Genomic DNA, 26,802 nt, shown 5'->3' with positions numbered 1-26,802 from the left:
TAGCGGCCCGTTACTTTTTACTGATAACCAGTCTGCGATGCGGATGCACATCACGATCGTATCCCCAGGCGAACGTAATCCAGCGCTCTTCCAGTTCAGCGTATGAATTAACTGGCGTTAAATGCCACTCTTCCCCTACCGTGCCGTCCGCCACGCTGATCTGATAATTCATGGTAAACGCCCAGTCGATCATCCGTAGCCAAAAGCGCTGACCATCCCCGGTTTGCTCGCTGTCTGACACCACGACATTGTATTCGCTCAGGAGCCACTGGAAAAAGAATTGCGGAAAACCGCTCACCACAGATTGATGAAGAGTACGCGGGGTACGCCAGACCATAACCTGCGTGGCAGCACCGTGGGGGAAGGTAATCTCGTTGTGAAATTCCAGCTTAACGGCATATGCCGTGTAAGGCTTTCCCTCGTCAGTGGTTACGATCCGATACTCGTCGCTGTAAAGCGATTTTAAAAGACGGTAGCCCACAGGCAATACAAAGCCCGGCAGATGAAAATCCGCAGTACCGCGCGCAAGGAAAGCTTCGGTATGTTCAACGTTTCGGGAGACGAGTCCCAACTTGTGGCTGAAGTCAGCAGAATCAATCATCAATGGCGACATCTGGTTGTTTCTCATCGCGTAATTATAGTCCACTTCGTTACTCATCTAAATGAAGAAAATTCAGTGGGTTGTATAACGTTGACTTGTACTCAATAAAGCGTAATCTGCGGATGCTTAACGCCGCACACCAGCGCATAACGCGTTAAGGTATCCAGGCTCGCCCGGGTAATATTGGCTTCCATTCGGGATACCGTTGGCGCGCTGACCCCCATTCGCTCTGCCACCTGAGCACGCGTAAGCCCGGCCTGTTTGCGCCACTGCGCCAGCATCTCACGCAGACGCTCCTTGCGTTCTTCGGCATCAAAAGCAGCCTGTACGTCTGAATCGCCTAACAGCTCTGCTCTTAATACATCCCAGTCAATAATCTTCTTGCTCATCCAACATCTCCTGTTGTCGTTTCAGTGCCAGACGGATTAGCGAGAGGATCTCCTCTCTGACTGCCTGATGAACGATGAGTCTGAACACGTTTTTTCATCCCTGAAGATATTAGCATGTAAGACAATTTGCATTAAAGGCTAATTTTTCCTTTCGTGATTTACCTTACACGCTTTATCCGGATCAGGCCGAAATCGCATCCATTCCCTGAAAGCTCCTCGCAAAAATCTTCCTTCGACCCACTTCCCCCATGCCAGATCCGCTCCGCATAGCGCCCGATTACCGCCAGCGACGCCGCCAGGATCAGGAAAAACAGCACCTTATTCATCCCGTCCCAGAAGTATTCGAAGTAGCGGGTATAGAGGTTGATCCCGAGAAACGTCAGGCCAAAACCGCGCAGCATGCCGTCGTCGGTTTTCAGGCTGATGTAAACAGAGACCACCGCCGCCACGGCAAACAGCAGCGCCCACGGCAACAGCACCGCGCGGGAAAGGCGTAGCGGCTGAGCCGCTGCCAGTCCATAGCGACGCGTTTTAAGCTACCGGTCAGACGCTGATGTTCGTCGGGAGTTAATGCCCCCTCCTGCTGCCACTCGGCGAGGGCGCGGCGCAGAAGGCGTTCCTGTTTGCGGGTGACGTTCATTTGGCCTGCTCCGTTAGCCACGCCAGCGCGCGCTCGCCCTCGTCATCCACCGGGAGATAAACCAGCAGGCGCGAGCCATTACGCGGAGCGGAGTACCAGTACATCTGCTGGAGATGAAAATCCCCCAGCTCGGGATGGGTAAACAGTTTCAGCTGGTTTTCTACGCCGCGCACGTCGTTACGCTGGTGCCACAGGGCTTCAAACTCCCCGGACACCGCAAAGAAGCGCGCCAGTTTGGCTTCCCATTGCGGGTCACCCCGGTGCTCGGCCATCGCCGCGCGGAAGTAGGAGACAAAAATCGGCAGCACGTCGCCGCGCTTGCCCAGCCGGGCGCGCCACGCCGGATGGGTGAGGAACAGGTAGATGCAGTTGCGGTCTTCCGGCGGGATGGCGTTAAAGTCAACGCCCATCAGATGGCCGAAGCTGTCGTTCCACGCCACAATATCGAAGTTCGGCTTCTGAATGCTGGCGGGTTTCGGCATCAGGGTATCGAGCAGACGTCGGGTGCCTTCGCTGATCCCCTCGCAGCACACCGCCTGGGGTGCTTCGCCCGGCGGCAGGCCAGCCAGCAGGAAAAGGTGTCGGGCTTCGGTCGGGGTACACTGCAGCGCTTTCGCCACCGCCGTCATCACCGTGCTGGAGGGATTGACGTCCCTGCCCTGCTCCAGCCAGGTGTACCAGGTCACACCCACGTCGGCCAGCATGGCGACCTCTTCACGACGCAGACCTGGCGTGCGACGGCGGCCGCTGCGCGGCAGGCCGAGGCGCTGCGGATCGAGACTTTCTCGCCGGGCACGTAGAAATGCGCCGAGCTGTTTACGGGTGTCATCCTGGAGTGAGGTGACGGGTTCAGACATTAGCGCCATAGTGCCCCCTGCATGGTAGTGCCAGTACCAGTATAAGCAAGAACTGGTACCCGTTTATCAGATGGTTGATGCTACGACGCTACGCTGTTTGACGCAATGGAGTCACCATGAATACGTCAGTTGTTTCACCGGGCCGGGCAGGCCTGATATTGCTGTTAACCGGCCAGATGCTGCCGCTGATTGATACCTCAATCACCAACGTGGCGCTGGACTCCATCACCCACTCGCTGCATGCCACCGCCACCGGGCTGGAGCTGATTGTCGCCCTTTACGGTGTGGCCTTTGCCGTCTGCCTGGCGCTCGGCAGCAAGCTGGGAGATAACCTCGGTCGCCGCCGTCTGTTTATGTGGGGCGTAGCGAGCTTTGGCCTGGCCTCGCTGCTGTGCGGCATGGCGGGGAATATCGAGCAGCTGCTGGCCGCGCGCATCTTTCAGGGCGCGGGGGCGGCGCTGATCATGCCGCAAATTCTCGCCACCCTGCACGTGACGCTGAAAGGAACCGCTCACGCCAAAGCCATCAGCCTGTTTGGCGGCATCGGCGGAATTGCCTTTATCGTCGGGCAGATGGGCGGCGGCTGGCTGGTGTCGGCGGATATCGCCGGGCTGGGCTGGCGTAACGCCTTCTTTATCAACGTGCCGATCTGCCTGCTGGTGCTGGCCCTGAGCCGTCGCTACGTGCCGGAAACCCGCCGCGACACGCCGTCGCGCATCGACTGGCCGGGCACCGCGCTACTGGCGGCGATCCTCTGCTGCCTGCTGTTCCCGATGGCGCTGGGGCCGCAGTGGCACTGGTCCTGGCCGCTGAAGGCGGCGCTGATTGCCATTGTCCCGCTGGCGTATTTGATGGCGCTGAATGCGCGTAAAAAAGAGCGCGAAGGCGCCCATCCGCTGATCCCGCCGCGCTTAATGCAGCTCGGCAGCATCCGCTTTGGCGTGCTGATTGCGCTGCTCTTTTTCAGCGTCTGGTCCGGGTTTATGTTCTGTATGGCGCTGACCATGCAGACCGGTCTGGGGATGGCACCCTGGCAGTCCGGCAATAGCTTTATCGCCCTCGGGGTGACCTATTTTGTTTCGGCATGGTTTGCCCCGCGCCTGATTGCCCGCTACCGCACCAGCACCATTTTGCTTACCGGGCTGGCGATCCAGATAAGCGGCCTGCTGGCGCTGATCGCTACCTTCCGCATCTGGGGCCTGGAGAACACCGCCCTGACCCTCGCCCCGGCCACCGGGCTGGTGGGCTACGGCCAGGCGCTGATTGTGAACAGCTTCTACCGCATCGGAATGCGCGATATCCAGCCTGACGACGCCGGGGCCGCCAGCGCCATTCTCAGCACCCTGCAACAGGCGGCGCTCGGCCTCGGCCCGGCGATCTTCGGTGCGATTTTGCTCCACGCCCTGCACAACCATCACGGGGATTACGCAGAGGCGATTAACCTCTTCCTGATGGTGGAAACCGTCATGATGATCGTCCTGGCGCTGGCCACCCTGCGGCTGCGCCATCGCCTGTGCCTGCCGGTGGTGAAGCCCTGCCAGGCGGTAAAATAGGCCTGGCGAATTTGCATAATAGATCCGCAGCCGCCATTATGGCGGCTGCTTTAATACAGGAGACGTTATGCAGGAGTTCATTTCCCTGGTCGAAGAGACAGGTATTGAAATTAATCACACCACCTCCCTCGCGATCATTTTTGGCATTATTTTTCTTACTGCACTGATTATTCATTTTATTCTGCACAAAGTGGTGCTCCGGGCGTTCGAGAAACGCGCCCAGGCCAGCAGCCATTTATGGCTGCAAATCATTACCCAGAATAAGTTATTTCACCGTCTGGCCTTTACCCTGCAGGGGATAATCGTCAACGTTCAGGCGGTATTGTGGCTGCAAAAAGGCAGCGACGCGGCGGAAATACTTACCACCTGCGCCAGGCTGTGGGTGATGGTGTACGCCCTGCTGGCGTTCTTCTCGCTGCTGGACGTGATTTTCAACCTGTCGCAAAAGATGGCCACCGCCTCGCAGCTGCCGCTGAAGGGGATCTTCCAGGGTATCAAGCTGGTGAGCGCCATTCTGGTGGGCATTCTTATTATCTCCCTGCTGATCGGCCAGTCCCCCGCTATTCTGATTAGCGGCCTCGGCGCGATGGCCGCGGTATTAATGCTGGTGTTTAAAGATCCGATCCTCGGGCTGGTGGCGGGAATTCAGCTCTCGGCCAACGATATGCTCAAGCTCGGCGACTGGCTGGAGATGCCGAAATATGGTGCTAACGGCACGGTGACCGATATCGGCCTGACCACCGTTAAGGTGCGGAACTTTGATAACACCATCACCACCATTCCGACCTGGGCGCTGGTCTCCGACGCCTTTATCAACTGGAGCGGGATGTCAGCCTCCGGCGGGCGGCGGATTAAGCGCAGCCTGAATATTGATACCACCAGCATCCATTTTCTCGACGAACAGGAGCAGCAGCAGCTGATTCAGGCGAAGCTGCTCAAGCCCTATATGGCCACGCGCCACGAGGAAATTACGCTGTGGAATCAGGAGAATGGCGAAGGGGAATCGGTGCTCAATCTGCGCAAGATGACCAATATTGGCACCTTCCGCGCCTACCTGAATGAATATCTGCGCAACCATCCGCGTATTCGTCAGGATATGACCCTGATGGTGCGGCAATTAGCCCCGGACGCCAACGGGCTACCGATTGAAATATATGCGTTTACCAACACCGTGATCTGGTCGGAATATGAGGCGATTCAGGCCGATATTTTCGATCATATCTTCGCGGTGATCGATGAATTTGGTCTGCGCATTCACCAGACGCCGACCGGAAACGATATTCGCTCCCTGGCCGGGGTCCTGGCGAAATAACTCAGGTGCTGGCGCGGGAAATAAAGTGCCAGTTCATCATCACCCGCTCGGTGGGGGCATCGGGGTTGTCGATTTTATTCAGCAGCAGATCGACCGCCTTGCGCCCGATATCCCGCGACGGCTGCTCGATAGTGCTGAGCTGCGGGGAGACCATCTCCGACAGCTCGGTGCCGTCGAACCCGACCACCGCAATATCCTGCGGCACGCGTAACCCGGCCTTTTCGATAGCGCGTAACGCTCCCGCCGCCAGGGTGTCAGACACCGCAAACACCGCATCCGGGCGCGGTTCAGCCGCCAGCAGTCTGGTCATCGCCGCCATCCCGGCCGCCGCGCTGAGATCGCTGGCGTACTCAATAGCCTGATACGACAGATCCCGCAGGTGCAGGACGCTTTTGTAGCCCCGCTCGCGCAGGCGGGCATATTTGTAGCTCAGATCGTGGTTGATAAGCGCAATCCGCTGGCGTCCGCCGTCGGCCAGACGGCTGACCACGTGCTGGGAGGCGTCGACATCGTTGATCCCGACGCAGGAGACCGCCCCGGCATCGGCGTATTCGGCGCACTGCACCCAGGGCGCATCGCCAATCAGCGCCGCCAGTTCGGTGAGGCGGGTAAAGGCATCCATGGTGATAATGCCGTCGACCATTTTGCCGGTCAGCAGGCTCAGCCCCGAGCGGGAGCGTTCAATATCGGAGCCGGAGTTGCACAGCAGAATGCGGTAGCCGTTTTTCTCCGCCTGCTCCTCAATGCCCTTCACTACTTCGGCGCAGAACGGGTTGGCGATGTTGGAGACCATCACCAGGATCATATAGCTGCGCGAGGTGCGCAGCTGACGAGCGAGAAGATTGGGCTGGTAGTTAGCCTCTTTAATCGCCTGCAAGACGCGATCGCGGTTTTTGGCTTTGACGGTATCGCTGTTATTCAGCACGCGCGATACCGTCGCCACCGAGACGCCCGCCAGTTGGGCGATTTTCTGAATTGACATAGCGACGAGTGATCCTGCAGTTAGCGTTTGCAGCAGGCTACCATAAATTTGCTGCCCGGCGTACCGGGCAGCCTGTTACTGCGCGACGCTGACCCAGCGCTGCTGCTGATGGCTTTTTACTATCGCGTCAATGATATACATCACGTTCGCCCCGTCGTGGAAGGTGGCAAACAGCGGTTTTTCCGGCATCCTGCCCGCCTGCACCGCGCGATAAAACTGCGCCATCATGTTCTTAAAGGCGTCCGGCCAACCCTCAATGTGGCCGCCCGGGAAGTGGGCGCTGTCGGCCACGTCGCGGTTCATCAGGCCCGGATCGTCCGTCAGAGTCTGATTGGCCAGGGCGCGATGCCCAACCCACAGCTGCTGAGGCACCTCCTGATCCCAGGCCACAGAGCCTTCGCTGCCGTTGACCTCGAGGCTGAGGCGGTTTTTCCGTCCGGCGCTGACCTGCGAGACGGTAAAGCTGCCTTTGCTGCCGTCGTCGAAGCGGAACAGCACCGAGCCGAAATCCTCGGTGGTGACGGGCTTGTCTTCATACACCGCATCGCCCGCCTGGCTGAAGGTCTGGTTCCCGGCCACGTTGGCCTTGCGGGTCGGCCAGACGATAGAGAGGTCGGCCATGACTTCGGTAATGCGCCGTCCGGTCAGGAACTGGATGGTGTCGCACCAGTGGGAACCGATGTCCGCCACCGCGCGAGACGCTCCCCCAAGCGCCGCGTCGACCCGCCAGTTGTAATCCGTTTCCAGCAGCATCCAGTCCTGCAGATAACTGCCGTGGGCAGCAAACAGTCGCCCCAGCGTGCCCGCCTCTACCATGCTGGCCGCCTGGCGCACCATTGCAAACTGGCGATAGACAAAGCTCACGCCGTGCACCACGCCCGCCTGCTCCGCCAGGGCCACCAGTTCCCGCGCCTCGTCCGGGGTCATGCACAGCGGTTTTTCCGAGAAGACATGCTTTCCGGCGCGCAGGATCTGGCGGTTGATCTCCGCATGCAGATGATTCGGCGTGCAGTTGTGCACCACGTGCAGATCCGGGTGGGCCAGCAGGGCGTCCACGTTGCCATAGGCGTGGGGAATGTTCAGCGCCCGGGCTTTCTCTTCGGCCTGCGCCTGAGAGCCGTCGCACAGGGCGACGACCTGCACAAAGCCGAGACGGCGCAGGGCTTCGATGTGCGCCGGGCCAATAAAACCGCTGCCGATGATGCCGACGTTAATCATGAAGTTCTCCTGCGGCGAAATCGTCAAATGCCCGATCGGAAACCGGAATAATGTGGCGGGAGATAAACTCGCGCCCTTCCCGCGCCCCGGTGTCGCCATCCTTCAGGCAACATTCCCACTCCAGCACTGCCCAGCCGTCATAGTCGTACTGGGTCAGCTTGCTGAAGATGCCCTTGAAGTCGATCTGCCCGTCACCCGGGGAGCGGAAGCGCCCGGCGCGGTTGATCCAGCTCTGGTACCCGCCATATACCCCGCTGCGCCCGTTGGGACGGTACTCGGCATCCTTGACGTGAAATGCCTTGATGCGGGTGTGGTAGTGGTCGATAAAGGTCAGGTAATCCATCTGCTGCAGCAGCAGGTGGCTCGGATCGTAGAGGATATTGCAGCGCGGGTGGTTATCCAGAAGCTGAAGGAAACGTTCGAAGGTGACGCCGTCGTGCAGATCTTCGCCGGGGTGGATCTCATAGCAGACATTCACCCCCTGCTCGTCGAAGGCGTCCAGAATCGGCCGCCAGCGGCGGGCCAGTTCATTGAAGGCCTCTTCAAAGCGCGCCTCGTTATGCGGCGGCCAGGGGTACATGAACGGCCAGGCCAGCGATCCCGAAAAGGTGGCGTGGGCGGTTAACCCGAGCCGTGCCGAGGCCACCGCCGCCTTTGTCACGATATCGGTAGCCCACGCCTGGCGGGCGGCCGCATTGCCGCGCACCGCCTGCGGGGCAAAGTTATCAAACGCCTCGTCGTAGGCCGGGTTAACGGCGATCAGCTGCCCTTCCAGATGAGTGGAGAGCTCGCTGATGACCAGCCCGTGCTGGGCCAGCTTGCCGCTGATGTCGTCGCAGTAGGTCTGGCTTTCAGCCGCCAGCTCCACGTCAAAAATTGCCTTATGATTGCAGGGAATTTGCAGCGCTTTATAACCCTTTTCTGCTGCCCAGCCTGCCAGCCCGTCGAGGGTGTTAAACGGCGGTTGCCCACCGATAAACTGCGACAGAAAAATTCCCGGGCCTTTAATCGTCCTCATACCACCTCCAGAAATTACGCCTTGTCATCTTCATATTTGAACGAGACAAGGAAAACGAGTGCAATCACGGCAGCAGCCACCGCCGGGATCCACCAGAATGTTACCCACGCCTCGGGCACGGGTTGCCCGGCCACCAGACGGTTGTAGAGCGCGCCCGAGATCTGCGAGCCCAGTAGCATGCCGATACCGTAAGTGAACATCACGATCATGCTCTGCGCCTGGCCTTTTACCTTTTCGCCCGCCACGCGGTCGGTGTAGATAAAGCCCACCACAAAGAAGAAGTCATAGCAGACGCCGTGCAGCAGGATGCCGAGGTACAGCAGAATGCGGCCTTCTTCACTTACGCCCATGGCAAACATCGCGTAACGGACGAACCACGCCAGCATGCCGATCAGCAGCATATATTTCACGCCCAGACGGCGGAACAGCAGCGGGATCACCAGCATGAAGAAGATTTCAGACATCTGGCCGAAGGACATGGCGGTACTGACGTCGGCAATACCGGCATCCGCCAGATAGGAGGCGGTGTAGGCGTAGTAGGTGCCCAGCGGCACGGAGATCAGCATCGCGCACAGGCAGAAGATAAAGAAGTGACGGGTTTTCAGCAGGGCAAAGGCGTCAGCGCAGAACAGATCGCGTATCTGCACCGGCATCCCTTTGGCCGGCGCTGGCGTGTGCGGCAGCGTCAGGCTGTAGAGCGCCAGCAGAACGGAGCTGGCCGCCGCCACGTGGAAGATGGTAACACTGGAGGCCACGCCGGTGACGCCGATAAAGATCCCGGCCACAATCCAGCCGATGGTGCCAAACACGCGAACCACCGGGAAGGTCTTGTCGACGTTCGCCAGGCTGTGGAAGGCGATGTTGTTGGTCAGCGCCAGGGTCGGCATATAGCAGAGCGTGTAGCCGAACAGCAGGCCGATCAGCAGCGCGCCGTTTTCCGCGATCAACGCGCCCGGTACGAACCACAGGATCGCCGCCCCGGCGAGGTGCATCACCGCCATCACCTTTTGCGAGGCGAAGAAGCGGTCCACCAGCATGCCGAGGACGAACGGCGACAGAATCGAGGCGATCGGCCCGGCAGAGAAAGCATCGCCGATCAGCAATGACATGTTGTGCTGGGTCATCACCAGACCGAGGGTCACCGACCAGCTACCCCAGATAAAAAATTGCAGGAACATCATTAGCGACAGGCGCGGCACCAGCATCCGGTGCTGCCCTATCACCTTTCCACTACTTTCAGTTGTTGACACCATGATCATCCCCACCCTTAAAAAGTAATCGATTACAAAACCGTATCACATGAAAAGTAATCGATTACAAAATAAAGATCCTGTGAGTTGATTGAGAAGTGCGAAGGGGGTCACGATAAAGATGAGGATGGGTGCGGAGAGGTGCCGGGTGGCGCTGCGCTTACCCGGCCTACGGTTCTGCTATGTGCTCGCATGTGTGCCGGGTGACGGCTGCGCTTACCCGGCTACGGTTTTGTAGGCCCGTGCAAGCGCAGCGCCGCCGGGCATTGCAGTTATAGCCTTTTGGCTATAACGTTGAAAAGCGATTCTATAAACAGATGATCGTCATAGCTGACGCTGAATTCAGCAAGTATCTGGCAAATCAGGAGGCCAAATGGCAACGTTAAAACAACTCATGGCCCAGCAGAGTGAAGAAAGTCAGGAGCGAATTGCCGCTAAAGTTGAGGAGCTGCGTATTATTGTCGCGCTGAATCAACTGCGTGAAGAACTCAATATTTCACAGACGGAACTTGCTCTCGCGATGGGAGTTAAACAACCTACGGTTGCAAAGATAGAGCAGCCGGATAACGATCCACGCCTTTCAACACTTAAACGCTATGTTACTGCTCTGGGGGGCGAAGTGAGTATTGATGTCACCCTTCCGACCGGCAAGCGCGTTGCCTTACATTTTTAACAAAATGGCCTGCAATCGCAGGCCATTTTCAGGATTAACTCGCCTTCCGCCGTGACAATTTAAACGCCGCAAACAGGAACACAATCCACACCGGCAACAGAATGGCCGAGGTGCGCATGCCGTCCATGGTGCACATCAGCACCAGGATCATCGCCAGGAAGGCGATACAGATGTAGTTCCCCGCCGGGTAGAGTAGCGCTTTGAACTGGGTCTCACGCCCTTTGCGACGCATCGCCGCGCGGAAACGCAGGTGCGCCAGGCAGATCATGATCCAGTTCAGCAGCAATGTCGCGACCACCAGGGCCATCAGCAGGCCAAAGGCTTCGTGCGGCAGCAGATAGTTGACCAGCACCACCAGGGAGGTAATGCCCCCGGAGAGCAGCAGGGAGTTCACCGGCACGCCGCGACGGCTGACGCGGGTTAAAAACTTCGGCGCGTTGCCCTGCACCGAGAGGCCAAACAGCATCCGGCTGTTGGAGTAGACGCCGCTGTTGTAAACCGACAGCGAGGCCACCAGAATCACAAAGTTGAGCGCCGAAGCCACCACGTTGCTGTTCAGATCGTGGAAAATCATCACAAACGGGCTGCTGTCGGACTTCACTTCCACCCACGGATAGAGCGCCAGTAACACCACCAGCGAACCGATATAGAACAGCAGAATACGGTACACCACCTGGTTGACCGCTTTCGGGATACTTTTATGCGGATCCTGCGCTTCGGCGGCGGTAATGCCGATCAGCTCCAGCCCGCCAAAGGAAAACATGATCACCGCCAGCGACAGCACCAGCCCTTTCCAGCCGGTGGCGAGGAAGCCGCCGTGCTGCCAGAGGTTGTCGATGGTTGCCCGCTCGCCGCCGTGTCCGGAGAAGAGCAGCCACAGGCCAAAGCCGATCATGCCGATGATCGCCAGCACCTTGATTAAGGCGAACCAGAACTCGGTCTCACCGTACAGGCGCACGTTCACCAGGTTAACGGCGTTAATGATGATGAAGAACACCGCCGCCCAGATCCAGGTCGGCACGTCCGGGAGCCAGTACTGCATATAGATGCCCGCGGCGGTCAGCTCTGCCATGCCCACCAGCACGAACATCACCCAGTAGTTCCAGCCGGAGAGGAAGCCGGCAAACGGGCCCCAGTATTTATAGGCAAAGTGGGCGAAGGAGCCGGACACCGGCTCTTCCACCACCATCTCGCCGAGCTGGCGCATGATCAGAAAAGCGATAATGCCCGCGATGGCATAACCCAGCAGTACGGCCGGGCCGGCCATCTGAATAGCGGGACCGATGCCGAGGAACAGCCCGGTGCCGATGGCGCCACCGAGGGCGATAAGTTGAATATGTCGGTTCTGTAAACCACGATGCAGCGTCGGTGTCTGTTCCGACGAGGCTTCAGCAACACCATTGCCTGAAGCGGATGACGCGTTTTTCACGTCTGACCCCTGTCTCTTTTTATGGAAGGGGCACCTTTTAACACTTCAGGCAGACGGGAGCAAGTTAAACGCCGGGCAACGGTTGCTGCCCGGCGGGAGGCGATCACGAACCGATAATGCCGCCGTCCGCTCGGGTGATGACCACCGTCGAGGCGCGGGGACGCCCTTGCGGATTGTTGTCCGGCCAGTTAGAAACGGCGCGCGGGTTAGCCGGGTCGGTAATGTCGTCCCCGCCCTCCCCCGGATGCTGAATATTAATAAACAGCGTGCGGTTGTCCGGAGTGAAGGCAATGCCGGTGATTTCGCAGCCGCGCGGGCCCGTCAGGAAGCGGCGATACTCGTTGGTGCCCGGAATGGTCGCCACCATCTGGTTATTGCCCATCCCCTCATACGCTTTCTTGTTAATGGTGCTGGAGGAGACGTCGGTCTGGATCCAGAGCACGCCCTGATGGTCAAACGACAGGCCGTCCGGGCTGCCAAATTCGGCACCCTTCATGCTGCCCTTCGCCTTTTCATCCGCGGTGTCCGTGCGTCCGGCCAGCACCAGGATGTCCCATTTGAAGCGTAACGCCGCAGGATCGCCGCCCTCTTCGTGCCAGTGCATAATGTGGCCGAACGCGTTGTTTGCCCGCGGGTTGGCCGCATCCACCGGCGCTTTGCCCTCTTTGCCGCGATCGCTGTTGTTGGTCAGGGTGCAGTAAACGCTGCCGCTGTTATGGGGATCGACCGCAATCCATTCCGGACGATCCATCTTCGTCGCCCCCACGGCATCGGCCGCCAGACGGGTTTTAACCAGCAGATCGCCCTGGCTTTCGAACCCTTTGCTCTTATCCAGGCCATTCTGGCCAAACACCAGTGGCAGCCACTCGCCGGAGCCGTCGTCGTTGAATCGGGCGACGTAGAGTGTGCCGGCAGTCAGCAGCTGCAGGTTGGCGTCGCGATCCGCCGGATTGTATTTATTGTCGGAAACAAATTTGTAGATGTACTCAAACTTCTGGTCGTCGCCCATATAGGTGACCACGCGCTTATCGGCGGCCAGGGTGACGGCGGCGCCTTCATGCTTGAAGCGCCCCAGCGCGGTGTGCTTGCGCGGCGTGGAGTCCGGGTTGTAGGGATCGATCTCGACCACCCAGCCAAAGCGATTCGGCTCGTTGGGCGTTGTATCAACATTGAACCTGTCGTCCACTTCGCTCCAGCGGTAGGATTCATCGCTGTCGCTGATGCCGTAGCGCTTCTCCAGGGCGTTACGCTCGCCTTTCTTGACGAAAATATCCGACCAGTTCTCTTCGCAGGTGAGGTAGGTTCCCCAGGGGGTGTAACCGTTGGCGCAGTTCTGCATGGTGCCCAGCACCCGCTCGCCCTGAGGATCGGCGGCGGTTTTCATCAACGTCTGCTGACGCGCCGGGCCGGTGAGCTGCATCGGGGTGTTCACCGTAATGCGGCGGGCAAAGCCGGAGGGTCGCACCACTTCCCAGTCGCTGCCGCTCTTTTTCACTTCGATAATCGACACGCCCATGGCGTTCTGGCCTTTGCGCGCTTTATCCAGGTTCCAGCTGGCGGTACCGTCGGTAAAGAGCATGCCGTTGTCGATGTACTCGTGGTTCATCGCCAGCAGGCCGTGACCGGGATTCTCCTCCCCTTGCGGCAGGCTAAACCACGCCATGCCGTCATGGTGCATGCCCGCCTGCGCCGCCTGCTCGTCCGCCGTGTTGCTGGCGTCAAATTTGAATTCAGGCTTATTCCCCTTGATGCCGGTGGCATCGCCCCAGCGGTAGAAAGGCCGCGCGATATAGCCCTCGGGCACCCTGACCGTATCGTCGGTCGAGACCGGAATGCTGGTAAAGCCGAGCGAGACCGCTTTGCTCAGGGCTGAAGGCTGTGAAACCGCGGCCAGGGCGTTTTCAGGCTTGAGTAAAAAGGGGAAGGAGGCGGCGGCACCGGCAACGGCGCCCATCTGCAAGAAACGGCGGCGGGAGAGAAACATCTCCGCCACGCTGGAAAATACCGGGTTAGCGCTGGGATTGCTGACATCGTCGCGATGTTCTTTTTTAAATACGGACTTAAGAGGTTTACCCACGATGGCTTCCTGTCTTTAGGCTAAGAAATGACAAAGTGGGAACACTATAAGAACAATTGATTACATTTTTATAACAGTCGAGAGGTGGGGCATCCCTGCCCCGATAACGAGGGTCGAACTCAGAACTCGTAGCCGACGGAGACCTTAAAGGTGCGCGGCTCACCCTGGAACAGGTAAGTGCCGCCGTCGTCCACGCTTGACCAGTAGTTCTCGTCGGTGACGTTTTCAATCCCGGCGCGAACGGTCATCTGGTTCTGATCGTTGTTCACCGCGAAGCGATAACGCATGCCCAGATCCAGGGTGGTGTAGCTGTCCAGCTTTTTGCTGTTGGCCAGATCCGCATACTGGGAACCAGAGTGGTTCACGCGGGCGATGGCGGTCAGACCATCGACCGGCTTGATGTCATACTCCGCGCCGAGCACGCCGTAGAACGACGGGACGCCAATAGCGTCGTTACCCTGGTTAACCCCGTTGTTGGTTTTGGTCAGCTCCGCCTGCAGCCAGGTGGCGCTGGCGTTCAGACGCAGGCCCAGCATCGGCTCGCCAAAAACGTTCAGCTCCACACCGCGGTTACGCTGCTCGGCATCCAGACCGTAATATTTGGTCTGGCTGTCGAGAATGGCGGACGGCATTTTGATCTCAAACAGCGCCAGCGAGCCGCCCACGCGACCAAAGTCGGCCTTCACGCCCACTTCGTTCTGCTTAGAGTGGACGATACCGGTGCTCTGGCCGTAGTTGATCGCGGTGTTAGGCGCGGTTTTACCCGGCTGCAGCGCCTCGGTGTGGTTGGCATACAGTGAGATCTCGTTCCACGGCTTGTAGACTACGCCATAGGTCGGCATCCAGCGGTCGCCGTCGAAGCTGTCGCCCGCGTTTTCGATGCCGGTCACTTTGTTATAGCCGCGGATCGCCACCTTCTGATGACGGGCCCCGACGGTGAACAGCAGTTTGTCGTCCAGCACGCCGAGGGTATCGCTCAGCAGCCAGCCCTGGGTGCGGGTGCGGCCGCTGGTCAGCGGATCGCTGTAGTTACCGCCCGCCCCGTTGGAGTTGGTGCTCGGCGGCGCATCGACGCCGGTGTTGTGATAGATGTTGGTGACCGGGTTATTCTTCGCTGCCGACATCTTCCACGCAATTTTCTCGTTTTTGGTCATCGCCGAGTAGCCGACGTTAACCTTGTGGGTTACAAAGCCGGTGGCAAAGTTACCGCGGATGCCCGCCATGCCGCTTACGCTGTCGCTGATGCGGTTGGTATCCAGGCGGGACGCGGTGGCCTTGCCGCTCTTGTCGACCAGCTTCGCCCCGCTGTACAGCCCCTCTTCATGGGCATGCTGGGCACCGAGACCGGTATAGGCGGTCCAGCTGTCGGTGATGTCGTACTCGCTGCGCCACATACCGAATTCGTTTTCGATGTTGCTGTAGGCCCATTTCTGCGAGTAGTTGCGATCGTTTTTCGGCGGCTCAGGGACGAAATCCACCCCGGAGATGTTGACCCCGGTCTCGGAGCCGTGGAAGGTTTTCTTCTGATACCCCATATCCACGGAGGTGCGGAAATTCTCCCCGGCATAGTCGAGGCCGGTGGAGAGCAGCGTGGTGCGACGACGGTCGTTGGCGACCGGCGCTTCGCCTTCACGGTGCACCACGTTGACGCGGGCGCCAAACTGGTCGCTGTCGCCGAAGCGACGACCGGCATCAAGGGTGGTACCGATCTGCGAATCTGAGGTGTAATCGACGCCCACTTTCGCCTGCGGGGTTGCGCCCGCGTGTTTTGGCTCAAGGTTGATCATCCCGCCGACGCCGGAGCTGGCCGCGCCGTTCATCAGGGAGTTAGCGCCTTTGAAGATCTCGATGCGCTCCACCATCTGCGCGTCCACCACCTGACGCGGCAGCACGCCGGAGAGGCCGCCGAAGGTCATATCATCCCCGTCGAACTTCAGGCCGCGAATACGGTAGCTTTCCGCGCTGTTGCCGTAGCCCTGCACGGACTGGACGCCCGCATCGTTCGCCACCACGTCGCCAATGGTCCGCGCCTGCTGATCTTCCACCAGTTTGGAGGTGTAGCTGATGATGTTAAACGGCACGTCCATCGCGTTTTGCTGACCGAGCATCCCCATACGTCCGCCGTTCGCCACCTGCCCGTCAAGGAAGGCCGGCACCAGCTGGTCGCCGCCGGATTTAAAGTCGCTGGCAGCGGACTGCACCACGATGGTCTCTTCTTTTTTGCTCTCTGCCGCCACGGCGGAATGAGCGATTGCACCAATGGCGAGGGCCAGCAGCGTTTTGTTCATTTTTCTGGTGTGGTTCATGATTAACTCGTTCAAAGTACGCGCAAAATGGCCCGTTTCCGGGCCTTAATTGTTATGGGAAAATTTATTTCAGGGCGATACGCACAACGCTGTCCGGCCCGTTGGTGGAGTGGTCTTTGTTGAACGCCTGTTTAACGGTGACGTACAGGGTCTGACCGTCCGCCGACAGCAGCAGGCTGTTCGGGTTCGGCGGCAGATCCCAGCTCTGCTTCACGGCATAGGTCTTAGCATCGAGGCTCAGCAGCTTGCCGCTTTCGCGCTGGGTGATGTACAGCTCGTTACGCGCCGGGTTGAATTTCACCCCCATCGAATCGCCGACATCCAGCTGCTTGATCAGCTCGCCGGTACGGATATCCAACACCAGGGTGGTTTTGGCCTTCGAGTTGTCGGTCACGAACAGGCGACCCGTCGCGTTGTCTTCCGCGAGGTTCAGCAGCAGCGCAGGTTTGTCCCCGAGCGGCTTCCAGCGTTTTTCGATGCGGTTGCTTTTAGGGTCGAGCACCAGGATTTCCCCCCCACCGTTCGCCACGTAAATGCGCTGGGTTTGCTCAGACCACATCAGGCCGGTGACCCACTGGCCCGCATTTTTGATGGTCTTTTTCAGCTTCAGCGTGTTGGCATCTACCACCCAGATCACCGCAGGATCGGCGACGCCGCCGATGTACAGCACGTCGTTATGCAGCAGCACCTGACGCGCGCCGTACGGGTAACCCTCTTTGTTGCGCTCGGTAAACAGCAGGCGTTTTTTGACCTTGCCGTCAGCGGTGCTGATGGCGCTGATCCCGCCGTCCAGCGAGTTAGTGGCATAGAGGGTCTGACCGTCTTCAGAGAGTGCGAGGGCGAAGTTTTTCAGATCGGTATGGCTGCGACCAATGGTCTTCAGGGTCGTTGGATCGAGCTTGTAGACCACGCCGCCCTGCACGTCCTTAAAGCCTTCTGAGCTGGCAACGTACAGCGCATCGCCTTTCGGGCTCAGCACCATTTCGTACAGGCCATCCGCCAGATCGCGTTTTACCACGTTGGTTTGCGCGGGGGCGGCAGGTTTCGGGGCATCGGCAGCGGGCGCGGTTGTCGCCGTGTGCTGTGCGGCGCAGCCGCTAAGGGAGACGGCGACAAGCAGCGCCAGGGCGGACAATTTCTTGGTCATCAGGGACATCCTTTACCGTGCAAATCAAATTTGAGGAGGACGCCTGCGTCGCATAATGGTTGCGATTATGGTTAGGGTTTCAGGCCGTCAGGCCAGTGCAGCGTCCACCGATAACACTCAGTGTTCCGTGTGAGATCTGCACTCACTGTTGATGCGGGATAGTCCCTACGCGCCCGCAAACACTAAAGAGAATGAGAACTATACTCATTATCCATCTGTAATCAAGTGTAAACAGGGGCAACAAAGTAAAAAAACGATGAGAAAACAACCCAGAGGGGGCGAGACTATCCTTTGGTACTGCGCAACGGTGCCGGGAGTGGCGCCCCCACTATCGGCGTCGGGCTGTCCGACAGGGCCGCCATCCCCAGCGCCGACGCGATCCCGCTCGCGATGGTCTCATCGGAAAACGGCACGTTGCCATTCTCCTGATGAATAATGGCCTTACTCAGCGCGGTTAAGACATCTGGCGAGGCCACATCCAGCCGGGTGGTCGGTGTGACGCCCAAGGCCTGACTGACGTTCTGAATGTACGCGGTGGTATTGTTATTGTCCTGCGGCGGCGCCCAGCGGTTAATAATTTTACTGATGGTATCCAGCCCGCGCCGCTGGTAAGCAAGCAGGTTGACGCCCAGGGCGCGGATGCCGTGTTCCGGGGACGCAAAGGTGGCAAAACGCCCGTCGGTACCGTTCTGCCCCTGCCAGGTGAAGGCCCAACTGGCCTCCAGATTGCCGGGGTTGTTATTGCGGATCCCGCGGATGCCCCCGACCGGCGACCATGCGGGCCCGGTGCGGCTGTTGCGGTACTGAGGTAAGCGGTTCATCAGCGCGAGCTGATTTTCACGCCAGCCCTGCAGGCTGGCGTACTGCCCCAGTTGCTCAAACGAGGCGGGCGTGGCGGTTACCGAAGCCTGACGGCGGTCGGCAGGTTGCGGTGAGCTTGCCGCAGGCTGGGCGACGATCGGCTGCGCAGAATGGGTTAACTGCTGAAAAGAGGCGGGTACGCTGGTCTGCGTCATTCCGGCTGACGACGGCTGCGCCGATAGCGTGGCCACCTGCTGCGGGCTGCTAATCTGCTGCTGTTCATAGTAATGCGCAATACCGGACATCATTCCCTCTTCATATTCACCCGACATCCGCGCAGGGGCTGCCCGCGCGTTCGGCGCTATTATACAGAAAAATCTTAGTGAGAATGGGGTCAAGTCTCAGGCCAATACCCGGTGCAAAACCGCGGCCTGGGAGTAGCGGGTTAGTCCGTTGAACACGGCAGCTTTTTTATGGATAAAAAGGGATAAGGGGACAACTGACAGACTTAAATGGTACGCCCTAAAGGATTCGAACCTTTGACCTACGGCTTAGAAGGCCGTTGCTCTATCCAACTGAGCTAAGGGCGCATGGAAATGCGTGTAGTGCGAGGTGGTGAAACGCCTGGAATTATACGGTCAATGTCTGGTGAGTCAATGCCTTTTGGCGCGATCGCTTCTCTTATATCCTGTTGCCCGTGGTTCCTGAATGAAGACGTCTGTTTTTTCGCCATAGCGCCTCCCGCATAACTACGAAATGCCTTAGCCATAATTAAGCCGCGCCTGCTATTTTCGCCCCCCGTTTGCCCGCACACTACCCGCGATGCTCCGGTGCCCGTATGCCGGAACACAACAGGATAGTGAAGTGGGTGCCGCATGCTTTTCTGCTCTGCCAAAAAATGGCCTGATCCGATTGTTGCGCTTAGCTTCTCAAACAGCAGAGGGATGATATGCGCATCAATGTACGCCGCTACCGACGGCGTCGCACGGGAAGTGATTCTATAGGTTTTGCACAACCCCCCTTCAGTGCGCCCTTTTTTGACCGCCTTGTTTACCTGAGCCAGTCCATCAATCAGCGCCGTAAAACAGATGCCCCCTGGCTGGTGCTGGTCACCGACGATCGTTTTCTCTGCGCCGGATTACAGGCTGGCCCCTTCCCACTGAATCACTGCCGTCAGTTTGACACCCTTACGCCTGCAATAAGCGCGATCCAGCAGTGGCCCTCGGCAAGGCTGGTGATTGATATGGAGTGCCGGACGCAGCCCCTGATGGATACGCTCGACAGCCTGCGCAGGCTGAGGCTGTATCCCCCCTACACGCCGGTCCATCTGCTGGTGCGTGCAGATGACGCCGACCGACGGCTTTTTTGCCGGGCTGCCGGTCCGTTTAACCTTATTGAACGCCAGTCCTCTGCCGCCCTGCTTCAGCAGAAGATCTCCCGCAACCATCGCCCCGTCATCTCTGACAGGGAGTGGTTTACGCGGGAGGAGTGGGCCATTCTGCGCCTGTTAACCTGTGGGGAGTCGTTACGCAACATTGCGTGCCTGTCCGATCGCCCTTACAGCCGCATCGTCTACCGGGTGGGGCGCGTCGTCGATAAGCTCGGCCTGCATCGCCGCCAGGCGCTGCTGCATCTGCTGCATCGCCTGGCCGGTTAACACGTTATCGCCTGGATCGTGACGAGATGACTGACGCGCTGTTGTAAGTTTTATGCATTAATTTAACAACTTACAAACAATAGCAACTATTCCTAATTGCCCCTTCCAGCAACGTTAAATCCCGAGCAACGGGCGCATTGCAACATTTTTGCTCAGTCGTTAAGGTTTGGTTGAGTCGGTTAATATTATGATAATGATGTAAAACAAATTACTTCAGCACTCCTCGCCCTGGGGCACTGAATGGCATGCAGACGATCCTGGTATCCCGGCATGAGGAACGTTTTACGGATGCCAGCGACCATCACAAAATATTAACAATCAGAGGGTTGTATTATTTTTATTATGAGAAAATCACGATAATCCATGCAAATGAGAATTAGTGGATATTTAGCCTCTTTTTAAAATATTCACTTAAATTATCCAGAAGATCATGTTGAGAAAGCGGATGAAGTCAATCTTCAGACTTTTCGCACAACCGTTAAAAGGTATACTAAGTCATATTCCAGCCGTGAATGAAAAATACAATTTCATTTATCTGGATAATTTCTTTTCAGTCACTGCGCTGCGGGACTCTTTTTAGTATGACGTAAACAAGGATGCTTTCGCTCTTTCCAGGGAATAAGAACTATCCTTCCGGCTCACCCGCGCTTAAACAATCTGAGGCATAACAATGAAACCGGCATCCGTCATCATTATGGACGAACACCCTATTGTCAGAATGTCGATAGAAGTCCTGCTACAGAAAAATAAAAATATTACCATCACGCTTAAATCGGGAGACTGCCATGAAGCCCTCGATCATATCCGTCATCACCCGGTCGACATGGTGATCCTTGATATTGACCTTCCGGGAATGGATGGATTTACCTTATTGAAAAGAATCAAAAAATTAAATAATAAAATCAAAGTCCTGTTCTTGTCGTCGAAATCAGAATCCTTTTATGCCGGGCGAGCCATGCGTGCCGGGGCCAATGGCTTTGTCAGCAAGCGAAAAGATCTGGGTGATATCTATAATGCCGTACAGATGCTGCTCGGAGGATATTCATTCTTTCCTGCCGATACGCTAAATCTTATAAACCATTCAACTACGCGGAAAGGGAATCCGACCGACATGCCGTTATCCAACCGGGAAGTCACGGTATTGCGTTATCTGGCAAATGGATTATCGAACAAAGAAATTGCTGCACAATTATTACTTAGCAATAAAACAATTAGCGCCCACAAGTCAAATATCTATATGAAATTAGGCGTGCAGAGTATTGTTGAACTTATTGATTATGCCAAAGATCATGAACTGCTTTAAATAAAGGCTTTCCCTGTCACACCATAATGTTTCAGGGAGGCTTCACGCTTAATAGTAATTAATCATAAAAGTCGCATCTGCGTCGGCACGTCCCGGCTGAGGATTGTTAGCTGTGGCAATATAGTTGACATAAAACGCCAGCTCCGCATTTCCTGCCGCATCCACCGTCACTTCGCGACTGGCCTGCTGAAGCGGCAGCCGCGTTTTGGTGCCATCAAGAATTTCCACCGCCACCGAGCGTGCCTGGCTGGCATCATTCAGGGCCAGCAGTTGGTTATCACTGGCATCCGCGATGCCAGAGAAGGTGACTGACGCGGCCCCAGGTGGACAGCCCGTGAGCTTCAGGGTAAAAGGTATCGCCTGCGTCCGGCTGCCCGTGGTACTGAGCTGTCGGGTAGGCCAGCGGCCCAGCTGTACCGTTTTGTTGCTGTCACTGCCTTCTGCCACGCACGTAAAATCCACAATGTTGCCGTAGAGCTGAATATTGATGTTCCCCAGAGGCGAATCCGCCTGAGCGTGCGGCAGCCACAGCGCGGCGGCGGCCAGCATCCCCGTGATCCCTTTACGCATGTTGCCTCCTTACTGATAATCCACGCGCAAATAGCCGCGCGAGGTAAAGCGCCCTTCCGCCGGTTTATGGCCAGTGATACTCACCGGCCACGCCATAATCCCCACCTGCGCGGAGGCGTTATCATCCAGACGGAACGGGATCAGGCTTCCGGGATGGTTGGGTGTGAGTGGAGTACCGGACGCATTCGCCACCACAAATCCCACATCCGGGTTATCGGACACCAGCGTGCTGCCGGAAGCTTTTTCCGCCTCGATGCGCAGGGTCAGCCAGGCGTTGGCCTCGACGTTGGTGCATTTGATGGCCAGAGTTTTGCTCTGCGCCGATACCCCTTCAGGCCGGTTTCCGGCCCCTGCTTTGCTGAACAGCGAGGCGCCGATATCACCGAAATCAAATTCCACGATCTGCCCGACGTTGATCGCGCAGCTCTGCGGCACCTGAATAGTGCCGCTATAGGAGAGGGTATAAACCGGCGTACTGAACGGGTCGGAGGAGGTTGTCGTGACGTAGACGCGGAACATCGTTGCACGCGGGATCACCACCATATTGATAAACCGCCGCGTCACTTTCAGGCGGAAGATCAGGCTGGAATCTTGCACCGGAAAGGCCTGGTTCTTCGGCACGTTTGGATGGCTTCCCATCTGAATATAGTTTTGCGGGGGATAAAAGACGCCGGCATAGCTGTCGGTAATTTTCATCGCCCCCTCCAGATACTCATTCAGTCGCAAATATTTATAGTTATCCATCGTTGTGGTTATCGGGAAATCCGTGACATAGCTGCGCAGGGTGGTGGTTCCCGTCGTCCCTTTTGGGCAGACCGCCTTGACGCCCACCCACTGGGATTTTTCGCTGAGGGTGACGATTTGCCCCGGCTGGTTATTGGAATGGGTAAAGGTATCCGACAGATCGTAAAAGATATCCGTCGGTACGCCCGTTTCATTGACGCATACGCTAGCCAGCGCCTGCGCGGCGGGCAGCAATGTTAGCAGCGGTACCAGCAGGCAGCGGGTATTAATCACAGCGGATCTCCTTAAGCGTGATCGCCTGTTGCAGGCTCTTTTCCGGCAGCGTGTAAGGCGCGCGACACTGTGCATTCGCGCCCTCGCCCCACTGAATTAACAGCTCACCGCTAAGCGGCAGGCCGCTCAGGTAAATCTGCCCGTCCTCCCCCGCCATACTGGTGACGCCCGTTTTGCTCTCGCGCACGACGGCACCAAACGGCACCGGCTGGCTGGCGTGGATCACGGTCAGCAAAGCGCGCACGCCGATGCGGGTATCAAAACTGGCACGCACCAGCGCGCCCTTGGTAGGCACCACGCTGCTGACGTTGTTTTCAATGTCGGTGCTGGTGCTCATGGTGTTGGTATTCAGCGCAACGCGGTTGTAGCGATACACCGTGGCGTAGGGCATCACCGCATAGCCGCGCCAGTCGGTTTTCACCCCGGTCTGGTTCTCGATGCTGACGCCCGATGCGCCCGGGGCTTTGATCAGCACGTTGGTATCCCCCAGCGGCTGGCTTAAGGTGACACCATCCGCATGCCCCACCACGCCGCCCGACACCTGCCAGTTGAGATCGTGCTGCTGGCGGGAGTAGTTATACCCGGCCCCCAGTGAGCCGTAAGTGGCCTGCCAGTTGGCACCGGCGCTACCGCTGCCGCCGGTGTGACTGTTGTGGGCCTGGGTCAGGCTGTAGCTCAGGTTGTGCTGCTCCAGGAGCGTGCCGCTGATGCCGGTTTGCACGCTGGTATCGCCCCCACGGCTACGGCTCGCCGAGGCTGTCGCCCAGGCACGATCCCACGCGCTGTCGCGGCGAAAACCCTGGCCGGTAAACAGGCTGAACGGAACCGACACATTCAGGGAAACAATGTTGTCGGTGCCGCCAATCTCCGCGGACTGGTTCCACGACCAGGAGACGGAGTAGCTCACCCCCCGGATGCCGCCAGCATAGCCGAGCTGATACCAGACGCTGGCATCGCGGTTTCCCCACCAGGTCTGTTCGCTGCCGGAGAGATACACCGAGCCGTAATCCCCCAGCGACTGAGAAATATTGACCTGCAGGCGCCCTTTTTTATTCCACGCCAGGTTGTGATAACTCTGCACATCCGGCACGCCGTCATGGTCGCTGTCATCGCCATACTGATAGCCTTCCATCGTGCGCCATGCCACGTCATCGAGGGTGTAAAACCCGGTGGTTGAGTAGCGATAACCCAGCAGCTGGAGGTGTGTCCCCAGGGTGTTCAACGATTTGGCATACAGGAAGCGCAGGGATTGCCCTTCGTGGCGGCTGTCGTCCGCCAGCTGGCTGCGGGCGTGGGTGACATCGAGCGAGAGGGCTCCCCAGTCGCCGAGATTTTTACCCGCCCCAAGGGCCAGCGCCGTGTAACGTGCGGCGAGCTGCGTGCCGCCGTAAAGCGTGTAGCCCTTCGTAAGACCCGCAATCAGCGTCCCCTGGGCGAAGGAGGGTGACTCCTGGTCGCGGTTACCGCTGCGGTAATCTCCGGCAACCAGATCATATTTCAGGCGACCTTCACGCTGCAGCAGCGGCACGGTTGAGTACGGCACGGTGTAGCGTTGCTGGCTGCTGTCGTTCTCTTCCACCGTGACGTCAAGATCGCCGCTTGATGAGGTCGGGTTCAGGTCGGCGATGGCAAAGGCCCCGGCCTGGACATAGCTTTGATAGATCACATACCCGTTTTGACGGATCACCACTTTGGCCGGCGTTCGCGCGATGCCCCGCACCGTGGGGGCATAGCCCTGCATGCTGTCGGGGTACATGCTGTCCGAGGAGTACAGTCGCCCCCCGCGAAAACCTACGCTGTCGAAGACGTCGTTCCCGGTGTTGCTGTCGCCTACCACCAGCTCGCTTTTCAGGGGAATAATCGTGCGCTGCACCCAGGTGCCAATGTTTTGCCATTCGGTATGCCGACTGCCGTTGCTGCGGGTATCGCGCCACGAGCCGGTGTTACGCAGTCGCCAGGCCCCATAATTCAGCCCGCTTTGCAGATTCAGATAATAGCTGTCATCGTCAGTTCCCCGGTTGCCGCTGAAGCTGTAGTTCAACAGCATCGCCGGGATGCCCTGATCCCACTGGTCCGGGGGAATGTAGCCGCGGGCGCTGTTGTGCATCGCCACCTGCGGCAGGCTGATGTTCAGGCGTAGCGATGCAAAATTAAAATCAATTTCACTGCCCGGAATGGCCGTTTTCAGCGGGATACAGTGTCCTGCCGCCACCGTTGCCAGCGCCGGGAACGCGGGCACATTCACCCCCATCCGCTCCAGCATGGCGCGGGTAATACAGGGTGTCAGCCCCCCGGCAGGCGGCGGCGAGTCCTCGTCTGCTGCCTCAAAAGGAATATCCAGGGTGCCGATAAACTCATCGTTACGCCAGACGTCAACGCGGTACGTGCCCGGTGCCTGCTGGTGGCCCTGCTCGAAACGCGACAAATCCGCGACATTGGCCGTGCCGTCGGTTAAAAAGGCCGGGTTAAAGTAGCTTTCGCTTTGGCTCAGCGGTGACCAGATCGTGGTTATCAGGGCCACTGCCATCGGGCAATAACATCCTCGCGCGTACGTCATGATCCTGCCTCTGCTCACAGGCTGACACTGCGGGCTGGCGTAATCGCGCCGTAGTCGTTAACGCTCTGCCAGGAGAGGCTGCCGCTGGCCCCGGCCGGGATCGCCTGCATGGCGTGATTTTTTGGGGCGATCATCAGGTTATCCAGTTTCTGCCCGCCGAGCTGAACATTGACCAGCGTGATGTAATAAGGTGAGGCATTACTCACCTTCAGGTAGTTGCCTGTGCGCGCAAAGCGCAGGTGCGACAGGGCTTCCTCCGGGGGCATCTCTAGCCTGGCTGGCCGCACGAAGAGCTTGATCCGCGACAAAATCGCCAGCTGCAGGACGTTTTTGCCTTCCAGACTGGCTTTATTCACCGACGGGATCGCCTTCACGTTCATAAAAAAGAGCGATTCGCGATCGGCGGGCAGCGGCGGCCCGGCGTAAATAATCCGCAAGGTGTTCTCACTGTTCGGCTCGCTGACAAACAGCGGTGGCGTCACGGCGAAGGTTTTTTCTTTTTTTCCCTGCTCGTTTTCAATCCAGGCATTAATTAAATAGCGCTCTTGTTTATTGCTGTTGGTCATTGCGAGGGAGGTCTGCTGCGCCTCTGCCGGATAAATAACCCGGGTGGCGCCCAGAGCAATACCCCCGGATGCACAGGCGACCCCGGATATAAGGCTATAAATAAAATAAACAACCGCGCCCGATTTAACGATCAGGTTCATCACCAGGTTACCTTTAATAAAATATTTACAGATCTGTATGTCGTCAGAAATAAACGTTAGCCAGACACAAGGTAAAAGGTCTCATCCCTGAGACCTGACGCGCTATTATTCGTACTTCATCACGAAGGTTGCGTCGGCGTTTGCCTGGCCGGGTTGGGTGGTCGCCGCGGTCGCTTTATAACGTGCGGCAAAGTTCAGGGTGTTAGAGCCTTCAATCAGCGCCTGGGCCGCAGAGAAGCTGGCGCCATCCGGGGTCAGCGTGCTGGATTTATTGTCGAGGATTTCAATGCCCACGCCTTTTGCCGCGTTGTCGTTGCTGCCGGAAGAGACTGCCAGCAGGGTGTCGTCAGTGGCATCAATCTGACCGGTAAAGGCCACGGACGCGGTTTTCGCCACCGCCGGATCGCAGTCGTTCAGTTGAATAGTAAACGGGATATTCACCGTGGTGTCGCCCACTTTGGTAAATTTCGCCGTCCGGTACTGTCCCAGATAAACAATCTGATCGGCAGATTTGGTATTTACTGCACAGGCCGCGTTGACTAATTCACCTTTAAAATGCACGGTGCCGCCATTAACCGAAACCGCTGGCGGATCTTCAGCCCAGACTGCGCCAGACATTAATACCAGAGTAGCAACCACAGCCGCTGAAATAGTAGTTAAATTCATAGGATTTCCTTTAAATGTAAAAAGCCCTTCCCGATGGCAACCGGAAAGTAGCGTGACTATCACTTGCATAAT

At 57.9% G+C, this 26,802-nt stretch carries 22 protein-coding genes, 1 tRNA gene and 1 pseudogene; 5 read left to right on the top strand and 19 right to left on the bottom strand.

Annotated features, from left to right (window positions below):
* Positions 1-10: 10 nt before the first annotated feature.
* The 4 genes and pseudogenes from G7090_RS05760 to G7090_RS05745 form a co-directional block, all read right to left on the bottom strand.
* Positions 11-613, bottom strand: coding sequence for a hypothetical protein (locus G7090_RS05760; RefSeq protein ID WP_166181793.1), 603 nt, complete (start codon positions 611-613; stop codon positions 11-13).
* 89 nt (positions 614-702) lie between these two features.
* The gene (locus G7090_RS05755; protein ID WP_106992247.1) at positions 703-990 is read right to left on the bottom strand and encodes a helix-turn-helix domain-containing protein; all 288 of its coding nucleotides are present in this window, start codon (positions 988-990) and stop codon (positions 703-705) included.
* A 239-nt stretch (positions 991-1,229) separates the two neighbouring features.
* Positions 1,230-1,484 (bottom strand): annotated as a pseudogene (locus G7090_RS05750) (DUF2157 domain-containing protein); the annotation flags it as partial.
* 142 nt (positions 1,485-1,626) lie between these two features.
* Complete coding sequence (locus G7090_RS05745; RefSeq protein ID WP_166181792.1) at positions 1,627-2,496, bottom strand: helix-turn-helix transcriptional regulator; 870 nt, start codon at positions 2,494-2,496, stop codon at positions 1,627-1,629.
* A 107-nt stretch (positions 2,497-2,603) separates the two neighbouring features.
* Between G7090_RS05745 and G7090_RS05740 the strand changes: the two genes are divergently transcribed.
* Both G7090_RS05740 and G7090_RS05735 read left to right on the top strand, forming a co-directional pair.
* Entirely contained in the window at positions 2,604-4,040 is a 1,437-nt protein-coding gene (locus G7090_RS05740) for an MFS transporter (RefSeq protein WP_166181791.1), read from the top strand.
* A gap of 67 nt (positions 4,041-4,107) precedes the next feature.
* Positions 4,108-5,352, top strand: coding sequence for a mechanosensitive ion channel family protein (locus G7090_RS05735; RefSeq protein ID WP_166181790.1), 1,245 nt, complete (start codon positions 4,108-4,110; stop codon positions 5,350-5,352).
* A gap of 1 nt (position 5,353) precedes the next feature.
* Here G7090_RS05735 and G7090_RS05730 read toward each other — a convergent pair whose 3' ends face one another.
* The 4 genes from G7090_RS05730 to G7090_RS05715 all read right to left on the bottom strand — a co-directional run bounded on the left by G7090_RS05730 (position 5,354) and on the right by G7090_RS05715 (position 9,823).
* On the bottom strand, positions 5,354-6,334 hold the full coding sequence (locus G7090_RS05730) for a LacI family DNA-binding transcriptional regulator (RefSeq protein WP_106992243.1): 981 nt from the start codon (positions 6,332-6,334) through the stop codon (positions 5,354-5,356).
* Positions 6,335-6,409: 75 nt separating this feature from the next.
* A complete protein-coding gene (locus G7090_RS05725) occupies positions 6,410-7,552 on the bottom strand; it encodes a Gfo/Idh/MocA family protein (RefSeq protein WP_166181789.1) in 1,143 nt (380 codons plus the stop codon).
* A complete protein-coding gene (locus G7090_RS05720) occupies positions 7,545-8,570 on the bottom strand; it encodes a sugar phosphate isomerase/epimerase (RefSeq protein ID WP_166181788.1) in 1,026 nt (341 codons plus the stop codon). Before G7090_RS05720 ends, G7090_RS05725 begins: the two co-directional genes overlap by 8 nt.
* Positions 8,571-8,584: 14 nt before the next feature.
* Positions 8,585-9,823, bottom strand: a complete 1,239-nt coding sequence (locus G7090_RS05715) for an MFS transporter (protein WP_106992240.1) — start codon at positions 9,821-9,823, stop codon at positions 8,585-8,587.
* 370 nt (positions 9,824-10,193) lie between these two features.
* Here G7090_RS05715 and G7090_RS05710 point away from each other — a divergent pair, with 370 nt between their 5' ends.
* Entirely contained in the window at positions 10,194-10,493 is a 300-nt protein-coding gene (locus G7090_RS05710) for a helix-turn-helix domain-containing protein (protein WP_166181787.1), read from the top strand.
* 34 nt (positions 10,494-10,527) lie between these two features.
* On the opposite strand, the gene pheP is transcribed toward G7090_RS05710, so the two are convergent.
* The 6 genes from pheP to G7090_RS05680 all read right to left on the bottom strand — a co-directional run bounded on the left by pheP (position 10,528) and on the right by G7090_RS05680 (position 18,843).
* Entirely contained in the window at positions 10,528-11,922 is a 1,395-nt protein-coding gene (pheP, locus tag G7090_RS05705; protein WP_166181786.1) for a phenylalanine transporter, read from the bottom strand.
* A gap of 103 nt (positions 11,923-12,025) precedes the next feature.
* Positions 12,026-13,999 carry a PhoX family phosphatase gene (locus G7090_RS05700; protein WP_166181785.1) on the bottom strand — a complete coding sequence of 658 codons (1,974 nt, stop codon included), beginning with the start codon at positions 13,997-13,999 and terminating at the stop codon, positions 12,026-12,028.
* Between the two features lie 119 nt (positions 14,000-14,118).
* Positions 14,119-16,305: a TonB-dependent siderophore receptor gene (locus G7090_RS05695; RefSeq protein ID WP_166181784.1), complete on the bottom strand. Its 2,187-nt coding sequence runs from the start codon at positions 16,303-16,305 to the stop codon at positions 14,119-14,121.
* Positions 16,306-16,369: 64 nt separating this feature from the next.
* The gene (locus G7090_RS05690; protein ID WP_166181783.1) at positions 16,370-17,452 is read right to left on the bottom strand and encodes a YncE family protein; all 1,083 of its coding nucleotides are present in this window, start codon (positions 17,450-17,452) and stop codon (positions 16,370-16,372) included.
* Between the two features lie 284 nt (positions 17,453-17,736).
* Complete coding sequence (locus G7090_RS05685) at positions 17,737-18,585, bottom strand: hypothetical protein (RefSeq protein WP_166181782.1); 849 nt, start codon at positions 18,583-18,585, stop codon at positions 17,737-17,739.
* A 181-nt stretch (positions 18,586-18,766) separates the two neighbouring features.
* Positions 18,767-18,843 (bottom strand) — tRNA-Arg (locus G7090_RS05680).
* 359 nt (positions 18,844-19,202) lie between these two features.
* Here G7090_RS05680 and G7090_RS05675 point away from each other — a divergent pair.
* Both G7090_RS05675 and fimZ read left to right on the top strand, forming a co-directional pair.
* Complete coding sequence (locus G7090_RS05675) at positions 19,203-19,910, top strand: DNA-binding response regulator (RefSeq protein ID WP_166181781.1); 708 nt, start codon at positions 19,203-19,205, stop codon at positions 19,908-19,910.
* 670 nt (positions 19,911-20,580) lie between these two features.
* Entirely contained in the window at positions 20,581-21,213 is a 633-nt protein-coding gene (gene fimZ / locus G7090_RS05670) for a fimbria biosynthesis transcriptional regulator FimZ (protein ID WP_166181780.1), read from the top strand.
* A 48-nt stretch (positions 21,214-21,261) separates the two neighbouring features.
* On the opposite strand, the gene sfmF is transcribed toward fimZ, so the two are convergent.
* The 5 genes from sfmF to fimA all read right to left on the bottom strand — a co-directional run bounded on the left by sfmF (position 21,262) and on the right by fimA (position 26,730).
* Positions 21,262-21,783 carry a fimbria assembly protein gene (gene sfmF / locus G7090_RS05665; RefSeq protein WP_166181779.1) on the bottom strand — a complete coding sequence of 174 codons (522 nt, stop codon included), beginning with the start codon at positions 21,781-21,783 and terminating at the stop codon, positions 21,262-21,264.
* Positions 21,784-21,792: 9 nt separating this feature from the next.
* Positions 21,793-22,800 carry a type 1 fimbria D-mannose specific adhesin FimH gene (fimH, locus tag G7090_RS05660; RefSeq protein ID WP_242685356.1) on the bottom strand — a complete coding sequence of 336 codons (1,008 nt, stop codon included), beginning with the start codon at positions 22,798-22,800 and terminating at the stop codon, positions 21,793-21,795.
* The gene (locus tag G7090_RS05655) at positions 22,793-25,357 is read right to left on the bottom strand and encodes a fimbrial biogenesis usher protein (RefSeq protein ID WP_166181777.1); all 2,565 of its coding nucleotides are present in this window, start codon (positions 25,355-25,357) and stop codon (positions 22,793-22,795) included. Before G7090_RS05655 ends, fimH begins: the two co-directional genes overlap by 8 nt.
* A gap of 14 nt (positions 25,358-25,371) precedes the next feature.
* Entirely contained in the window at positions 25,372-26,064 is a 693-nt protein-coding gene (gene fimC / locus G7090_RS05650; RefSeq protein ID WP_166181776.1) for a type 1 fimbria chaperone FimC, read from the bottom strand.
* 105 nt (positions 26,065-26,169) lie between these two features.
* Positions 26,170-26,730 carry a type 1 fimbrial major subunit FimA gene (gene fimA / locus G7090_RS05645; protein ID WP_166181775.1) on the bottom strand — a complete coding sequence of 187 codons (561 nt, stop codon included), beginning with the start codon at positions 26,728-26,730 and terminating at the stop codon, positions 26,170-26,172.
* Between the last annotated feature and the right edge of the window lie 72 nt (positions 26,731-26,802).

The organism is Leclercia sp. 29361 (assembly GCF_011290365.1).
Taxonomy (GTDB): Bacteria; Pseudomonadota; Gammaproteobacteria; order Enterobacterales; family Enterobacteriaceae; genus Enterobacter; species Enterobacter tamurae.
This window is presented reverse-complemented; position numbering and strand designations above follow the sequence as displayed.

What these genes read in the sequence shown, in the direction of transcription:
- G7090_RS05760 (WP_166181793.1), bottom strand. Translation starts at nt 613, where the DNA reads ATGTCGCCATTGATGATTGATTCTGCTGACTTCAGCCACAAGTTGGGA.
- G7090_RS05755 (WP_106992247.1), bottom strand. Translation starts at nt 990, where the DNA reads ATGAGCAAGAAGATTATTGACTGGGATGTATTAAGAGCAGAGCTGTTA.
- G7090_RS05745 (WP_166181792.1), bottom strand. Translation starts at nt 2,496, where the DNA reads ATGGCGCTAATGTCTGAACCCGTCACCTCACTCCAGGATGACACCCGT.
- G7090_RS05740 (WP_166181791.1), top strand. Translation starts at nt 2,604, where the DNA reads ATGAATACGTCAGTTGTTTCACCGGGCCGGGCAGGCCTGATATTGCTG.
- G7090_RS05735 (WP_166181790.1), top strand. Translation starts at nt 4,108, where the DNA reads ATGCAGGAGTTCATTTCCCTGGTCGAAGAGACAGGTATTGAAATTAAT.
- G7090_RS05730 (WP_106992243.1), bottom strand. Translation starts at nt 6,334, where the DNA reads ATGTCAATTCAGAAAATCGCCCAACTGGCGGGCGTCTCGGTGGCGACG.
- G7090_RS05725 (WP_166181789.1), bottom strand. Translation starts at nt 7,552, where the DNA reads ATGATTAACGTCGGCATCATCGGCAGCGGTTTTATTGGCCCGGCGCAC.
- G7090_RS05720 (WP_166181788.1), bottom strand. Translation starts at nt 8,570, where the DNA reads ATGAGGACGATTAAAGGCCCGGGAATTTTTCTGTCGCAGTTTATCGGT.
- G7090_RS05715 (WP_106992240.1), bottom strand. Translation starts at nt 9,823, where the DNA reads ATGGTGTCAACAACTGAAAGTAGTGGAAAGGTGATAGGGCAGCACCGG.
- G7090_RS05710 (WP_166181787.1), top strand. Translation starts at nt 10,194, where the DNA reads ATGGCAACGTTAAAACAACTCATGGCCCAGCAGAGTGAAGAAAGTCAG.
- G7090_RS05695 (WP_166181784.1), bottom strand. Translation starts at nt 16,305, where the DNA reads ATGAACCACACCAGAAAAATGAACAAAACGCTGCTGGCCCTCGCCATT.
- G7090_RS05690 (WP_166181783.1), bottom strand. Translation starts at nt 17,452, where the DNA reads ATGACCAAGAAATTGTCCGCCCTGGCGCTGCTTGTCGCCGTCTCCCTT.
- G7090_RS05685 (WP_166181782.1), bottom strand. Translation starts at nt 18,585, where the DNA reads ATGTCGGGTGAATATGAAGAGGGAATGATGTCCGGTATTGCGCATTAC.
- G7090_RS05675 (WP_166181781.1), top strand. Translation starts at nt 19,203, where the DNA reads ATGCGCATCAATGTACGCCGCTACCGACGGCGTCGCACGGGAAGTGAT.
- fimZ (WP_166181780.1), top strand. Translation starts at nt 20,581, where the DNA reads ATGAAACCGGCATCCGTCATCATTATGGACGAACACCCTATTGTCAGA.
- sfmF (WP_166181779.1), bottom strand. Translation starts at nt 21,783, where the DNA reads ATGCGTAAAGGGATCACGGGGATGCTGGCCGCCGCCGCGCTGTGGCTG.
- G7090_RS05655 (WP_166181777.1), bottom strand. Translation starts at nt 25,357, where the DNA reads ATGACGTACGCGCGAGGATGTTATTGCCCGATGGCAGTGGCCCTGATA.
- fimC (WP_166181776.1), bottom strand. Translation starts at nt 26,064, where the DNA reads ATGAACCTGATCGTTAAATCGGGCGCGGTTGTTTATTTTATTTATAGC.
- fimA (WP_166181775.1), bottom strand. Translation starts at nt 26,730, where the DNA reads ATGAATTTAACTACTATTTCAGCGGCTGTGGTTGCTACTCTGGTATTA.